The 15,312-nt window shown below is 49.8% G+C and carries 11 protein-coding genes; 6 read left to right on the forward strand and 5 right to left on the reverse strand.

Going from position 1 to position 15,312, the window contains the following annotated elements; translation table 11 throughout:
* Positions 1 to 78 precede the first annotated feature (78 nt).
* Both AC1S5B_RS05775 and AC1S5B_RS05780 read right to left on the reverse strand, forming a co-directional pair.
* Positions 79 to 1,086, reverse strand: coding sequence for a multicopper oxidase domain-containing protein (locus AC1S5B_RS05775; protein ID WP_482034733.1), 1,008 nt, complete (start codon positions 1,084 to 1,086; stop codon positions 79 to 81).
* A 110-nt stretch (positions 1,087 to 1,196) separates the two neighbouring features.
* On the reverse strand, positions 1,197 to 1,907 hold the full coding sequence (locus AC1S5B_RS05780; protein WP_482034734.1) for a pantothenate kinase: 711 nt from the start codon (positions 1,905 to 1,907) through the stop codon (positions 1,197 to 1,199).
* A gap of 136 nt (positions 1,908 to 2,043) precedes the next feature.
* Here AC1S5B_RS05780 and AC1S5B_RS05785 point away from each other — a divergent pair, with 136 nt between their 5' ends.
* The 5 genes from AC1S5B_RS05785 (at position 2,044) to AC1S5B_RS05805 (ending at position 8,179) form a co-directional block, all read left to right on the forward strand.
* Positions 2,044 to 3,771, forward strand: coding sequence for a diflavin flavoprotein (locus tag AC1S5B_RS05785; protein ID WP_482034735.1), 1,728 nt, complete (start codon positions 2,044 to 2,046; stop codon positions 3,769 to 3,771).
* A 238-nt stretch (positions 3,772 to 4,009) separates the two neighbouring features.
* A complete protein-coding gene (locus AC1S5B_RS05790; RefSeq protein ID WP_482034736.1) occupies positions 4,010 to 4,606 on the forward strand; it encodes a Uma2 family endonuclease in 597 nt (198 codons plus the stop codon).
* Between the two features lie 194 nt (positions 4,607 to 4,800).
* The gene (locus AC1S5B_RS05795; protein WP_482034737.1) at positions 4,801 to 5,376 is read left to right on the forward strand and encodes a Uma2 family endonuclease; all 576 of its coding nucleotides are present in this window, start codon (positions 4,801 to 4,803) and stop codon (positions 5,374 to 5,376) included.
* Positions 5,377 to 5,637: 261 nt separating this feature from the next.
* Positions 5,638 to 6,225, forward strand: a complete 588-nt coding sequence (locus AC1S5B_RS05800; RefSeq protein ID WP_482034738.1) for a phosphate-starvation-inducible PsiE family protein — start codon at positions 5,638 to 5,640, stop codon at positions 6,223 to 6,225.
* A 166-nt stretch (positions 6,226 to 6,391) separates the two neighbouring features.
* A complete protein-coding gene (locus AC1S5B_RS05805) occupies positions 6,392 to 8,179 on the forward strand; it encodes a diflavin flavoprotein (protein ID WP_482034739.1) in 1,788 nt (595 codons plus the stop codon).
* Positions 8,180 to 8,252: 73 nt separating this feature from the next.
* On the opposite strand, the gene AC1S5B_RS05810 is transcribed toward AC1S5B_RS05805, so the two are convergent.
* Together AC1S5B_RS05810 and AC1S5B_RS05815 are read right to left on the reverse strand one after the other, a co-directional pair.
* Complete coding sequence (locus AC1S5B_RS05810) at positions 8,253 to 8,789, reverse strand: phycobiliprotein lyase (protein WP_482034740.1); 537 nt, start codon at positions 8,787 to 8,789, stop codon at positions 8,253 to 8,255.
* A gap of 282 nt (positions 8,790 to 9,071) precedes the next feature.
* Positions 9,072 to 11,222, reverse strand: a complete 2,151-nt coding sequence (locus AC1S5B_RS05815; protein ID WP_482034741.1) for a polyribonucleotide nucleotidyltransferase — start codon at positions 11,220 to 11,222, stop codon at positions 9,072 to 9,074.
* A gap of 347 nt (positions 11,223 to 11,569) precedes the next feature.
* On the opposite strand from AC1S5B_RS05815, the gene AC1S5B_RS05820 reads away from it, so the two are divergent.
* On the forward strand, positions 11,570 to 15,040 hold the full coding sequence (locus AC1S5B_RS05820) for a DEAD/DEAH box helicase (protein ID WP_482034742.1): 3,471 nt from the start codon (positions 11,570 to 11,572) through the stop codon (positions 15,038 to 15,040).
* A 28-nt stretch (positions 15,041 to 15,068) separates the two neighbouring features.
* On the opposite strand, the gene AC1S5B_RS05825 is transcribed toward AC1S5B_RS05820, so the two are convergent.
* Positions 15,069 to 15,209 carry a hypothetical protein gene (locus AC1S5B_RS05825; protein ID WP_482034743.1) on the reverse strand — a complete coding sequence of 47 codons (141 nt, stop codon included), beginning with the start codon at positions 15,207 to 15,209 and terminating at the stop codon, positions 15,069 to 15,071.
* Positions 15,210 to 15,312: the final 103 nt, after the last annotated feature.

The raw sequence follows: 15,312 nt of genomic DNA on the forward strand, positions 1-15,312 counted from the left end.
CTAAGACAACTTGTCAAAGTAAGTAAATTCAATCGTCATACTTTTGACTACTTATGTCAATAAATTTGCAAGTAATTTTCAACTATTTTGGGGAATCACCTCAAACATTCCCATGCAGCCTGCTTCGGCGATCGCGTCTTGGTGGGGGTGAAACATATATTTGCCAGGGTACGGATAGGCAAACTCTAAAATATGACGCTCCGCCGTGCCCATGGTAATCACATCGGCTTCGTGAGTCGGTTTCAGCACCATCCCGGTTGGATAAACCCGAAAGAAGTTGGCATGAATATGAAAAGTCAGCGCCGGATCGAATTCAACCATATTCAGCAAATACAGGCGCACCAGTTGATTTTGATAGATGGGGATAGGGTGATGCATGTAGTAATGAGGTAAGCCATTAAAGGCATACAAGTCATTGCGCTGCTTGTCGTTGATATCGTAAGCATTCATCACCAACACAATCTCGTCGGCGGGTGGGCGACCTTCCTTTGGGTCAATGATCAACATGCCATGCAGCCCTTTGCCGATGTGGCGGGTCACGGGCGCAATATGACAGTGATAAAGATGCACACCGTAAGGCACTGCATCAAATTCGTAGATAAAAGCTTTGCCGTTGCTGACGGGGCGCACCCCATCCATATTGCTGGGATGGATGCCGTGGAAGTGCATGGTATGGGCATGACCACCCTGGTTGAGAAACAAGACACGAATGCGATCGCCTTCCGTCGCCCTTAATGTTGGACCGGGCACCCGTCCGTTATAGTTCCAAGTGATGTAGGAAACCGCGCTATTTAGCTGTAACGGAGTAGTACCCGCAACAATCCGAAACTCGCGAATCGTGCGCCCATTTTCTTGCTTAACGGTGCCATAGTCAAAGTCCCGTAGCGCCTGCATTGGGTTCACGCCATTGCCATAGGTGGGCGTGTCAGTCGGTAATGGGGGCACTCGAACCTGGTTGCGCGATCGCTGATTAAGCCAGTGATAGCTGCCAGCGACTCCCGCTACAGCCACACCGCCTAATCCCGCCTGTAAGAGCCGCCGTCGCCCCCAAAGCTTACTCCCGCCAAAATCTTTGAATGCAGGCATGGTAGATATTAACCGTCATCCTTGCATTTAGAGTTATACCATTCTCTAAAATTTTATTGCAAACTGTTCTCATATATTTAAGCCAATCTAGTTAAGTGGCGGTAGAAATCTCAAGCAGTTTGCCGAATAGATTGAATACCCCTAAAAGCAAGCTGATGATCTACCTCAACTGAACTGGCTAAATCTGGATGGAGAACTCGTAAATAGGCATAGAGGCGATCGCCATCCCCTCCCGTCAACACAACCGCGCTAGTGGGATAGATCTGTCGCCAATCGTGAATGAAGGAGTGCAGTCCGGCAATCACCGTATGCAAGATGCCGCTGGAGATCGCGGTTTCAGTGGTCAATGCCCAACGGGGGGGAAGGGAAGAGGGAAAAGGGAAAAGGGGAGAGGGAAGGGCGGCAGTGCCTTGGGCAAGGGATTGGAACTGTAGCGTTAAGCCGGAGAGGATGGCTCCGCCCATTAGGCGATTGCGATCGGCTCCGGTGAAGGTGAGGGCGGTTCCGGCATCAATCACGAGAACCGGACTACCTATAGTTTGGATGGCACCCCACAAAGCCAAGGCGCGATCGATGCCAAAGGTCGAGTACATCTCTTGAAGTGGCACCTGTTCTAGACTGAGCCAGTGAGCGTGAGGATGAGCTTGCCAAAATTGATTTTGAGAGGGCACAACGGAGGCGATCCAAAGTTCCTGTTGCAACTGAGTTTGATCCTGATTGACATGGGGAGTGTCCCAGGTTTTTTGCAGGCGATCGCCGCTAAACTCTGCCCAGTGCAGCCGAGAATTGCCAATCACTAGCGCTGTCCAAGAATCAGCCATGCTAAAGCAGCCTTAAAAACGATAAGCTAGACTAATCAATCGCTTTATCTAACAAAACTTTACAAAACTCAGATCCCCGTTCAAGATAAGAAACAGACAACTTTTTATTTTAAGTACTTACTAAGAGAGGTTGATCATGGTAGCACTTCGAGAAAAAGCAGCCACCCGGCTGACCATGCAAACCGTTGAGATTGCGGCTGATACGACGGCACTGCGATCGCTCGATTGGGATCGCGATCGGTTTGATATTGAATTTGCCCTAGAAAACGGCACGACTTATAACTCTTTTCTGATTCGTGGCGAAAAGGTGGCGCTGGTAGACACCTCCCACGCAAAATTCCGCGAAATTTATTTAGATACTTTAACGGGATTGATTGATCCGGCTGAGATCGACTATCTCGTGATTAGCCACACCGAACCTGACCACAGCGGCTTGGTCAAAGATATCTTGCAGCTTAACCCCAACATTATCGTGGTGGGTGCAAAGGTTGCCATGCAGTTTTTGGATAATCTGGTGCATTTTCCTTTCCAGCGAAAATTGGTTAAGAGTGGCGAACGGCTTGATTTGGGCAATGGGCACGAACTGGAATTTGTGGCTGCACCCAATCTGCATTGGCCGGATACTATCCTGACCTATGACCACAAAACCCAAACTCTCTTTACCTGTGACGTGTTTGGAATGCATTACTGCGATGACCAAACCTACGATGAAGAGTTGGAGCTACTCAACGCCGACTACAAAACCTATTACGACTGCCTCATGGGTCCCAATGCCCGTTCAGTTTTAGCGGCGCTGAAGCGGATGGGAGATCTGCCACCCATTGCCCAAATTGCGACTGGGCATGGTCCGTTGTTGCAATATCACGTTGAAGAGTTGGTCGGGCGCTATCGCACTTGGAGCCAAGAACAGGCAAAGGCTGCTACTACTGTCGCATTTTTCTATGTGTCTGAATATGGCTGTAGCGATCGCCTGGTTCATGCCATTGCCCAAGGGGTTGCCAAAACCGGTGTGGTGGTTGAACTGATCGATTTGTTAGAAACCGATCCTCAGGAAGTGCGGGAATTGGTGGGGATTGCCGCCGGAATTGTGATTGGCATGCCGCCGCAAACGGGAACTTACGCCCCTCAAACTCAGGCGTTGCTTAGCACAATTTTAGCGGCGACCCATGCCAAACAAGCCTTTGGTTTATTTGAATCGGGTGGTGGTGATGATGAATCGGTGTATCCATTGCGAAACAAGCTGCAAGAAATTGGCGTGGTTGAAGCATTTCCGCCTATTTTAATCAAGGAAACGCCGACGGAAGCCACCTATCAACTGTGTGAGGAAGCCGGAACGGACTTGGGGCAATGGTTGACGCGCGATCGCAGCATTAAGCAAATGAAATCTCTAGATAATGATCTGGATAAGGCTCTAGGAAGGCTCAGCGGCGGACTGTATATCATCACCGCCAAAAAGGGTGAAGCCTCTAGCGCCATGCTAGCCTCCTGGGTTGCTCAAGCCAGTTTGGAACCGATTGGCATCACCATTGCCGTCGCCAAAGATCGGGCGATCGAATCTTTTATGCATGTGGGCGATCGCTTTGTCCTCAACATTCTCGAAGAAGGCAACTATCAGCCCTTGATGAAGCATTTTTTGAAGCGCTTTCCGCCTGGTGGCGATCGCTTTGCTGGCATCAAAATCTACTCCGCCTCCAATGGTTGCCCAATCCTGGCAGATTCCTTGGCATACCTGGAATGTGAGGTGATTAGCCGGATGGAAGGCAGCGATCATTGGATTGTTTACAGCAGCGTAGAGATGGGGCGAGTTTCTAAAGCTGATGGGCTAACTGCTGTTCATCATCGCAAAGTGGGCAATCACTATTAAGTTTGGCAGTAGAGCGATCGCTGATGCTTAAGGGCTTGGCGATCGCTCCACTTTTACATCACCCCAACAACGATCGCAGCAGTCAAAGTGATCGCTGCGATCGTTGTTGTAAAGTAGTGGTCAGGCATTGAACGATGTTTATCTTAAACATATCAGCAGTAACGAGCGGCGATGCTCTTCAAGACATTGGCAATTCTCCGTTAAAGACGCTGTGCAAACGCGGCAAATGAGGCGTGTGATGACCACTGCAACAGAACCCCAATTAACGACGGATCAGCGTGTTGTGCTGTCGGGACGTTCCTGGGAGCAGTTCAAGCTGATTCAGCAAGGGTTTGAGGACTCCCCTGGTATTCGCCTGTTTTATTTTGATGGAACCATTGAGATTCTCATGTCGGGACGTGAACATGAAGTGTTCAAAGCCATCATTGCCATACTGCTGATCATCTACTTTGAGGAGAATGGCATTGAGTTTGAGCCAACCGGATCAATGACCCAAGAGCATGAAGGGGTAGCATCGGCTGAAGCAGATGAATCCTACTGTATTGGTATATCTAAGCCAGTTCCAGACTTGGCAATTGAAGTCATTTTCACCAGTGGTGGACCGAGCAAATTGCAGCGCTATCAAGCATTAGGAGTACCAGAAGTATGGTTCTGGCAGGATGGAGTATTTACGCTGTATCGCTTGCGTGGGAATGGGTATGAGCGGCGTGACCAGAGTGAGATTCCTGAACTGGCGAAGCTCGATATTGAGTTGCTGACTCGGTGTGTATTGATGGGCGAGACTTCCCGGTTGAAGGCAATGCGAGAGTTCCGCAAGGGGATTCAGGGAAAATAAACCTTCACCAGGCAGATGGTAAGCCGGGAGACGAAAAGGCGCGATCGCCATAAAGTTGCATGAGTGAGATCGCACTCTTTAAATCATTTTCTTCTGCCAACGGTCTCCGTTCTATTCAGCTTTGTCCTACCGCCCAACATCTCTAACCTGCCACCTCTGATAGACTCGAAATAGAAAGGCTTCAGGCTTAGCTTATGTCTAGCATTACTCAAAAGATGACGTTTGAGGAGTACCTTGCCTATGACGATGGTACAGATAATCGTTATGAGCTAGTGGATGGGGAATTGGTTGACATGCCGCCAGAAGACCGGATTAACTCAAAAATCGCCCTGTTTCTGCTGGCAAAGCTATTAGAGGTTTTTTCAGAAGATCGCTTGTGCTACAAGGATACCGAGATTGAGGTCAGTGGCTCCCTATCAAAAACTCGGTTGCCAGATTTGATGGTGCTGTCTGAAGAGTTAGCGGTGATATTAGGGGATGGGCGCGGCACTATTACCCGCGAGATGCCACCCCCGGAACTGATTATTGAAGTGGCTTCACCGGGTAAGAGCAATGAAGAGCGAGATTATCGCTATAAGCGCTCGGAGTATGCGGCAAGAGGGGTGTTTGAATATTGGGTGATTAATCCCACTCAGAGTACTATCACCATTTTTAGCTTAGAAGCAGGTTTCTACGAAGCAGCGGTTTACACAGGGCAAATGGTACTGCAATCTCGGTTGGAAGCATTGCGGCTGACGGCTGACGAAGTGCTTAAACGGGGACGGCTTTGACCTCTCAGCCTAGGGAGTATCAAGGATGACAGGGGGGGGGGCAGTCAACTCGTGAGCCTCGCCCATTGAAAAGGCACCCAACCCACTCACTGATACCTAACCCCTGGCACCTGAAACCTAACCCCTGCCGCAACCAAGGTGTACTGCATTGTTGCAACCTATCAATCAAAACCATAGGTTTTTCCAATAAAAGAGCTGTTCATATATAAGTTATTCTAGGGGCAGCTTTACTTATGCCTGTACCTGATTGAGGATCTGCTCATGCAAATACCCGTAAGCCCGCCAAAATCTGAGCAACCAACCTGGATTAATCGGGTTGTACACGTTCTAGAAATCATTCAGGACTTGATTATTATTTCTCTTTGCATCGGGTTGTTCTGTGTCATGGTGCTGGAACTGCAAAGTATGTTTTTGTCACTTTTGCCACCCTTAGATTTTCAAGAAGTGACGGCTGATATTCTGTTTCTGCTGATTCTGGTGGAATTGTTTCGCTTGCTGATTATTTATTTGCAAGAACAACGGGTCTCGATTGGGGTTGCCGTGGAAGTGGCGATCGTGTCTGTCTTGCGGGAAGTGATTGTGCGAGGCGTGTTAGAAGTGCCCTGGAATCAGGTGCTTTCTGCCTGTGCATTTTTGCTGGTGCTTGGAGCATTGCTAATCATTCGCGTCTGGCTGCCCCCCACCTTTGAAGGCGTTGATCCAGAAAAACGACTCTCCAGAAGAAGAAGCCTTTCGCGAGAGGTGGGAACTGGGGAAAGTCATAGAGGTTCTGAGCAACCAGACATTGCTTTTATGATGAAAGAAACTGCTGAATCTGGTAGTTTGGCGAACAATAATAGCAATATATAGATAGGTAAAGGCATGGAAGAGTAAAGGGGTGAAGGATTGAAGGAGCATTTACTTCTATGTTCTGTGCCTTAACGTCTTTACCTCTTAACGTCTCTACTACTCTTTAGATTGAAATCGATAAACTTACTCTCTTTTCTATTCGTTCCTTTGCTTCTTTTCTTGACCTATGGCTGATTTCAAACCGCGTGATGTTCAAATTGCTGAGATGGGTGCTGGTACGACTGTGCTGCGATCGCGCACCTGGGAACGGCTCAAATTTGAAATTGAATATGCTCGTCAAAAAGGCACAACGGCAAACTCTTATCTGATTCAGGCAGAGCAAACGGCGCTGATTGACCCACCGGGCGAGTCGTTTACCGATCTATTTTTGGAAGAACTGGGGCATCATCTCTACTATCAGCGGTTGAACTACATCATTTTGAGCCATGTCAATCCGAATCGATTAGCCACGCTGAAACGCTTGTTAGAGTTGGCTCCTTACGCGACGGTGATTTGTTCCAAACCCGGTGCCAATACGCTGCGATCGGTTTTGGCGACTCAGACTTTGACCCTGCCATCGCCGCGAGAGGATGAAGCGCAAGACTTGGGAATTGAGTTTGGCAATCAAACGCTGAAGGTGCATGTGGTTCGAGATGAAGAAGTACTAGATTTAGGAAACGGGCACGAGCTTCAGTTTCGCTTTGTGCCCACGCCCCGACATCCAGATGCGCTTTGCATTTACGATCCAGCGACTCGTGTGCTGTATACCGACAAATTATTTGGCGCTCATGTCTGTGATGATGCGGTGTTTGATGAACACTGGAAGATCTTAGATGACGATCGCCGCTATTATTTTGACTGTCTCCATGCCGCGCAGGCACCCCAAGTGGAGGCAATTTTAGACAAGCTGAAAACGTTTCCCGCCAAGCTGTATGCGCCAGGGCATGGCTCGATCGTGCGCCATAGCTTTAGCGTTTTCACGCTGGATTATCGCCGCTGGTGTCAACAGCAGCAGACGAAGGATTTGACTGTGGCGCTGCTGTATACCTCTGCTTATGGGAATACCGCAACTTTGGCAAGCGCGATCGCCAAGGGCGTGAACCAGTCTGGAGTTGCCGTTCAAACGATCAACTGTGAGTTTGCCGATCCAGCAGAAATCACAGCAGCCGTTAAAGACTGTGATGGCTTTATCATCGGTTCTCCAACGTTAGCAGGTCATCCGCCCACACAGATTCAGACAGCACTAGGCATTGTGCTATCCACTGCCACGCAAACAAAAGTTGCGGGGGTCTTCGGTTCCTATGGCTGGAGCGGAGAAGCGGTCGATCTGATTGAAAGCAAACTCCAAGATGCGGGCTATCCCTTGGGGTTTGAAACGATTCGGGTCAAGTTTGCGCCGACTGAGGAGACTATAGAGCAGTGTGAAAAAGCTGGAGCAGAGTTTGCCCGCACCCTTAACCGCGCCCGCAAAATTCGGGCACCCCGACAAGCCAGTGCCGATGTGATGAGCGATCGCACGGGTCAGGCAGTCGGGCGAGTCACGGGGTCTTTGTGTGTGGTCACAGCCCAATCCAGTGGGATTCCCGTAGGATTTCTGACTTCATGGATCGCGCAAGCTGGATTCAGTCCTCCCGCAATCACGGTGGTGATCGCCAAAGATCGCGAATTAGACTGCCTTGCTTATGCCGGCGAACAGTTTGTTCTAAATATTTTGAAAGAAGGTAGAAATCTGCGCCGCTTCTTTGTCAAACCTGCCACACCGGGCGAAAATCCTTTTGTTCATTTAGCAACCGAACCCGCCGCTAACGGATGTCTGATTTTGACTGAGGCTTTGTCTTACCTTGAATGCACCGTACAAAACCGAATGGATTGTGGCGATCACTGGCTGCTTTATGCCTTGGTGGATTACGGCAAAATCTTGGAATCAACCGGAGTCACCGCCGTCAATCACCGCAAGTCTGCCAGTCAATACTAATCGGGGCACCGCATCTGGCAACGACCTTAGATGAAATCTCAAGCGTTTTAACCAGATGCTACGCCCTCTTTATTTACAGACGTTTTTCCAGGTATTGACCAATCATTTGCTGTTCACCCGCACGAGAAATAATTGTTTGGCGAGTGCGATACAGTTGTCCAATCAGTTTCAACTCTTCTTCAAAGGACGAGCCTTTATAGTCCGTTTTGAGGCAAAGGGTTTGGGGATTGGTGAAGTGATAGGCAGCCGTGACTGGCTTGGTCGTCGCAAAGCCGCGATCGCGCAATAAATTCGTGCCCAATGCTCCAAACAGGGTAGAACCATTGGATTGCTGCTTTCCGGTCAGCGATTCTTGGCTATCCCAAGTGACCTCTGCTCCACAGGTCAACGCTGTTTTGTCTGCTAGCTCATGCAACCCTGCCAGATGGATTAATTCTGGAGAACCTTGGGACAAAAAGCGAATTTGAATGATGCTAACGACTTCTTTGGTTGCGCCATCCGGAAGCGTGTAATACCGTCGCTCGGAGTGCCAGCCGCCTTCGGATTGCCGAAAGAAATCGGCAATTAAATGATCTTCGATCGTTTGAGAGAGTTGTAGCAGAGAAGTCACGGAATGTTTCCTCACTATTGAACGTTAGACCAGAAAAGCTTAAAAGTCAGCTTCAACCAGAATTGTTGTCAATCTTAACATTATCCATTTTGAAGGACTTTTTGCTCTGGCGACACCCAGCTTTGGACGGAGAAAGTTTGCAACAAAAAACGAGGACTCTAATGGAGAAATCCTCGTTGAGATTATGCGTGAGTAATTTAGCTGAAATTGTGAATTCTGAACGATATTGGCAAAAGGGCGTGGTCTGATAAATTGAGTGATCGCCCCCTTTTGCCCATTTTCCTAAGCTTGAGTTGCCGCCTCACGAGCCGCCGTCGCCTCATCAGGATGGATGCCCAAGCGAGTTAGGTTAATCCGCCCACGGCTATCAATTTCTCTCACTTTGACAATTACCTCATCCCCCAGATTCACCTCATCTTCCACCTTGCCCACGCGATAGTCGGCAAGCTGAGAAATGTGAACCATACCTTCTTTGCCGGGAAGAAACTCCACAAACGCCCCAATCGGGATAATCCGGGTCACTTTTCCCGCATAAACATCGCCTGCATTCAGCTTGCGGGTCATGCCTTGAATAATGGAACGGGCACGCTTGGCTTTCTCACCATCGATCGCCGAAATCGTCACAATGCCCGTATCTTCAATGTCGATCTTGGCACCGGTTTCTTCGGTAATGCCCTTGATGGTTTTACCGCCGGGACCAATGATCATGCCGATAAATTCAGGGTCGATCTTAATGGTGAGCAGACGCGGCGCAAAGGGCGACATCTCTGTGCGCGGCGTGTTGATGGTTTGCATCATCTTGTCGAGAATGTGCAACCGCGCCGGTTTTGCTTGATTAATCGCTTGGGCAATCACATCCATCGGCAAGCCATGAATTTTCATGTCAAGCTGCAACGCGGTGATGCCCGTATCGGTGCCCGCCACTTTGAAATCCATGTCGCCCAAGAAATCTTCAATGCCTTGAATATCGGTAAGGATGCGAATTTCTTCGCCTTCTTTAATCAAGCCCATGGCAGCACCACTGACGGGTTTGAGGATGGGAACCCCTGCATCCATCAGCGCTAAGGTCGAACCGCAGACGGAACCCATGGAGGTGGAGCCATTGGACGATAGCACTTCGGACACAACCCGCAGCACATAAGGGAAATCTTCTTTCTTAGGCAGGATGGGAACTAAAGCCCGTTCTGCTAAAGCACCGTGACCCACTTCGCGCCGTCCGGGCGATCGCATGGGTTTGGTTTCACCCACGGAATAGGGCGGCATATTGTAGTGATGCAGGTAGCGCTTTTTCTCATCGGGATGCAGATCATCCATTTCCTGAGCATCGCCGGGAGTGCCTAAGGTGACGACCGACATGACCTGAGTCAGCCCCCGGTTAAACAAAGCGCTGCCATGAACGCGAGAAGGCAACACCCCCACTTGGCAAGAAATCGGACGGATTTCATCCAGTTTGCGACCATCAATTCGCACGTTATCTTCCACGATTTGGCGACGCATCAAAACTTTAGTCACATCTTTAAACACATTGCCCACCGCTTTTGAATTGGCAGCGGCGGCTAGTTTCACCGGATCTTCTGCGGGAAGTTCGGCGATCGCAGCAGTCAAGGATTTCTTCACCTCATCCAAAGCAGCATCCCGGACTTTTTTATCTTTTTCAAACCGTCCGATCACTTCTTGTACTGAAGTAGTGACGCGATCGCGAATGAAATCTTCTAAGGTTTTATCCACTTCCGGCGCTTCTGCGGTAGCAATTTCAATGCCTAACTCCTTGAGGATATCCCGCTGCGCCTGAATCAAATCCCGCACCGCTTCATAGCCAAAGTCGATCGCCTCAATCATGTCTTGTTCGGGCAATTGATTTGCGCCTGCCTCCACCATGATGATGCCTTCAGGGGAGCCAGCCACAATCAGATCTAGATCGCCGCTCTCAATTTCCTTATAGGTCGGGTTGATGATAAAGTCATCGCCAACCAATCCAACCCGCACCGCTGCCATCGGTCCGTTAAACGGAATTTGGGCGAGCAAGACTGCCAACGATGCACCCGTGACCGCCAACACGTCCGGGGGCACCAATTCATCGAGTGAAAGTGTCGTGGCAACCACTTGAATATCATCCCGCATCCAGCCCGGAAACAAGGGGCGCAGGGGGCGATCAATCAAACGGCTGATCAGGGTTGCTTTTTCGGGGGGGCGACCTTCACGGCGCAAAAAGCCTCCGGGAATGCGTCCGGCGGCATATAACCGTTCTTCGTAATCTACTAACAGGGGCAGGAAATCAATTCCTTCGCGTCCCGATGCGCGGGTGGCAGCCACTAATACTGCGGTGTCTCCCGACTGAACTAAGACTGCGCCGCCTGCTTGTGGAGCCAGCAGACCGATCTTCAGCCTAATATCCCTACCATCAAAGGATATTGACTTTTCAATTTCTTCCATGTAACGTGGTATCCTTTTCCATCTTTTATTCTCTGTCGCAATCCTAGCATTGATGGACAAAGAGAGAATTGTTTGGGCGATCGCAATCTCTTAGGCGTGAGGGTGCAGCTTGTGTCGCAGGGGTCAGGTTCGAGAGGTCAGGTTTCAGAAGTGAAGAGGTTCGGGTGTTTGGGTTTGCTTCCTATTGCTGGTTTTAACCATTCTGGGTACTGCTATACAATGGCAGTGTTGAATGTTCACCGCCGTTAGAGTATTAAATTTGCCCGGTAATTGCCATCAGTCAGGGCATAAAATAGCCTCTATAGCGATGAATTCATGCGATTAGCGATCGAAGGCTTTAAACAAGAATGGCAATCTTACACGGTAGCTGGCTACGGCTGTCGGAACTCGACGCAACTCAAGAGATGGCTGGGCAGGCGAGTTGCCTGATCGTTTGGGGAGAAATTTGGCGCAAGGTTACTCCACATCCAGTGATGCCAATCGACTCTCCAGAAACGGCTGAGCTTGCGGCTGTTCAACCCAATCCTTATGGGATGACGCGGCTAGAGTTGCTAGATTTTCTCAAAAGCTTGCAGAAGAGTCATGGCATTTACCTGCCAGCTTTAAACCACTTGGCAGCACCATTGGAGCCAGCGCCTAAACGAACTCGTAAAACTACGAAATCCGCCCAAGCGACTACTCCAGCTACCATAGATGCGATCGCGCCTGAGCCACAAAGCGCAACCTGGCTGATTCAAACCGTTGGCTTACCCACTTCGGTCTTAGAGGGAGATTTGGCAGTTCCCAGTAGCGCAGTTCTGTTGCCGCAACTGTCCGCCACGCCCCCAGGCGATCGCCCGTTGGTATTGCATCCCTGGAGCGTTGAAGGATTGTGCTTATCGGCAACTGAGGCACTCTTATTTCTCAATTCCTTGCCCTTGGGGTATCAGCCAGTCGAAGAAGCGTTCGTTAGTGGAGATCTGCGCTTTTGGAGCCATGCTGCCCGTTGGAGCCTGGATTTATTGGCGCGAGCGAAATTTTTGCCCGGCTTAGAGAAGCGCAACGAAGGGCAAGACAATTTCGCAGTTTTCGCCCAATGGGAGCCATTGCTGGATAGCGCCGTTGATCAGGCGCGCTTGGTGCAGTTTGGCGATCGGATGCCTGCCGCTTGTCGGATGTATGAGCAGGGGTCAGGGGGCAGGGGTCAGGGGTCAGGGAATGGGAATGAACAAATCTCGAAATCCGAAACCCGAAATCCAAAATCCGAATTCTTCCTCCCCCTTCCTGCTGATTCTCAAGTCTTGCTGCTCGATTTTTTGCAATCCACGCTGGATGCTCAGATTCGGCAGGCGGCACCGCAGTTTGGGCTAGGGGGGACTGAAAAAGCAGGATCTGCTCAAAAAGAAATCATGCAAACTGGCGCGATCGCGCCAGTGTTACAGGAGTGGTTAACGGCCTTAAATAGTTCTGATTCCCAACTGAAAACAACGGCTGTGGAAGCGTTGGAAACCTCGCTGCAGACTTGGACGACTCCCCTGCAACATCGCCGCTCAGACAATTTCCGTATCTGCCTATCGCTTTATCCTCCCAGCTATGGACAAAGCAACTGGCAGTTAGAGTACGGCTTACAGGCGGCAGATACGCCCAACTTCATTGTGGATGCTCCCACTATTTGGAATAATCCGGTGGAGCGGTTGAATGTGCAGGGACGAACGATCGCCCAGCCACAAGAATTGTTCTTAATGGGCTTGGGATTAGCGTCTCGCCTCTATGCGCCGATTGAGCCGAGCTTGCAAGCACCACGTCCCCAATTCTGTGCCTTGAGTCCCATGCAGGCGTATGAGTTTCTTAAAAGTACCGCTTGGAGACTACAAGATAGTGGAGTAGGCGTGGTGGTGCCGCCCAGTCTCGCCAGCCAAGGCGGGTGGGCAAATCGGTTAGGGCTAAAAATTCAGGCACAAACCGCCAAGCTGAGACAAGGACAGCGGCTGGGTTTGCAAAGTTTGCTCAACTTTCGCTGGGAACTGACGATTGGCGGACAAAGTATTTCTAAGGAAGAGTTCGATCGCCTAGTAGCGCTCAATATGCCTCTCGTCGAAATCAACGACGAATGGGTGGAACTGCGACCCCAAGATATTCGCTCCGCCCAAGCCTTTTTCGCCAGTCGTAAAGATCAGCCTGCCCTGTCCCTAGAAGATGCCCTTCGCATCAGCACTGGCGATACGCAAATGATTGAAAAGCTGCCCGTAGTCAGCTTTGAAGCATCCGGTGCCTTGGAAGATTTGATCAATACGCTCAGCGGCAATCAGACGATCGCAGAGATTGCCACGCCAGCCAGCTTTCGGGGTGAGTTGCGTCCCTATCAATCTCGTGGTGTGGGCTGGCTCTCATTTTTGGAGCAGTGGAGCTTGGGAGCGTGCCTTGCAGACGATATGGGTTTGGGGAAAACCATTCAACTGATTGCCTTCTTGCTGCATTTGCAGGAACAAGACTCCTTAGACGCGCCCACCCTGCTGATTTGCCCCACATCAGTCCTCGGCAACTGGGAGCGAGAAGTCCAGAAATTTGCCCCCAGTTTGAAAGTTCTGGTACATCATGGCGATGGTCGCCCCAAGGGAAGAGATTTTGCCAGAGCGGTTCAAGGCATTGACCTGGTACTGTCTAGCTACGCGCTCGTTCATCGAGATATCAAAGACTTGCAAACTGTCTCCTGGCGCGGCGTGGTGCTGGACGAAGCCCAAAACATCAAAAATCCAGAGGCAAAGCAATCGCAGGCAGTCCGGCAACTGTCAGCCGAGTTTCGGATTGCCATGACAGGCACGCCAGTAGAAAATCGCCTATCTGAACTCTGGTCGATTTTAGATTTCCTCAATCCGGGCTATCTGGGACCCAAGAACTTCTTTCAGCGCCGGTTTGCGGCACCGATCGAACGGTATGGCGATACGGCATCCCTGCAAACCCTGAGATCGCTGGTGCAGCCCTTCATCTTGCGACGACTCAAAAGCGATCGCACGATCATTCAAGATTTGCCCGATAAGCAAGAGATGACCGTCTTTTGTGGCTTATCTTCTGAGCAGGCATCGCTCTATCAGCATTGGGTCGATAAATCCCTGGCAGATATCGAAGCCGCTGAAGGCATTCAGCGTAAGGGCATTATCTTGGCGTTAATTACCAAACTGAAACAAATCTGCAATCATCCCGATTTATTTCTCAAAGGAGCCACTGCTCAGGAAAGTGAAACTCTAGAGGATCAAGGCAATCAAAACTCTGATCTCGCTTCGTTTCAATCTCGTTCTGGTAAATTGCAACGCCTAGACGCAATGCTAGAAGAAGTAGTGGCAGAAGGCGATCGCGCCCTTATCTTCACCCAATTTGCCGAATGGGGAAAACTGCTGAAAGCTCATCTAGAAAAACAGCTTGGCAGTGAAACTCTATTTTTGTATGGCGGCACTTCCAAAAAGCAGCGCGAAGAAATGGTTGATCGCTTCCAGCACGATCCGCAAGCACCCCGAATTTTTATTCTGTCGTTGAAAGCGGGCGGTGTTGGCTTAAACTTGACCCGCGCCAACCATGTGTTTCACTTCGATCGCTGGTGGAACCCGGCTGTGGAAAATCAGGCAACCGATCGCGTCTTCCGCATTGGACAAACTCGCAAGGTGCAAGTTCACAAATTTGTCTGTAGCGGCACCCTGGAAGAAAAAATTCACGCCATCATCGAAAGCAAAAAAGCCTTGGCAGAACAAGTGGTTGGCGCAGGCGAAAGCTGGCTGACTGATCTTAATACAGATCAATTGCGTGATCTGCTGCTACTCGATCGCAGCGCCATTATTGATGAATAGCAGTCGAAGTCTAATTAAAGTCTAAAAATTATCTCGACCCACGCTTTTGAACCGATGCCAGCAATAAAGGGCGAACTTGCTTGACCCATTGCTCAAAATTTAACTCAGCTTCGCTGCTATCAGATTTAGCAGAAGACGATCCTGGCTTGTTTTCAATTTGCATTTTCATATCGGTTTAATAAATCCCTCTATTTAGTTGAAACATAAACGCTCATCTTTTGCTATCCTCCCTTAGATATTTGATGGACATCTAATGCGAAAACCGCAACGAA

The sequence above is a fragment of the Leptolyngbya sp. CALU 1928 genome, assembly GCF_056784215.1.

Coding starts and splice junctions, on each gene's coding strand:
- AC1S5B_RS05775 (WP_482034733.1), bottom strand. CDS start 1,086: ATGCCTGCATTCAAAGATTTTGGCGGGAGTAAGCTTTGGGGGCGACGG.
- AC1S5B_RS05780 (WP_482034734.1), bottom strand. CDS start 1,907: ATGGCTGATTCTTGGACAGCGCTAGTGATTGGCAATTCTCGGCTGCAC.
- AC1S5B_RS05785 (WP_482034735.1), top strand. CDS start 2,044: ATGGTAGCACTTCGAGAAAAAGCAGCCACCCGGCTGACCATGCAAACC.
- AC1S5B_RS05790 (WP_482034736.1), top strand. CDS start 4,010: ATGACCACTGCAACAGAACCCCAATTAACGACGGATCAGCGTGTTGTG.
- AC1S5B_RS05795 (WP_482034737.1), top strand. CDS start 4,801: ATGTCTAGCATTACTCAAAAGATGACGTTTGAGGAGTACCTTGCCTAT.
- AC1S5B_RS05800 (WP_482034738.1), top strand. CDS start 5,638: ATGCAAATACCCGTAAGCCCGCCAAAATCTGAGCAACCAACCTGGATT.
- AC1S5B_RS05805 (WP_482034739.1), top strand. CDS start 6,392: ATGGCTGATTTCAAACCGCGTGATGTTCAAATTGCTGAGATGGGTGCT.
- AC1S5B_RS05815 (WP_482034741.1), bottom strand. CDS start 11,222: ATGGAAGAAATTGAAAAGTCAATATCCTTTGATGGTAGGGATATTAGG.
- AC1S5B_RS05820 (WP_482034742.1), top strand. CDS start 11,570: ATGGCAATCTTACACGGTAGCTGGCTACGGCTGTCGGAACTCGACGCA.
- AC1S5B_RS05825 (WP_482034743.1), bottom strand. CDS start 15,209: ATGAAAATGCAAATTGAAAACAAGCCAGGATCGTCTTCTGCTAAATCT.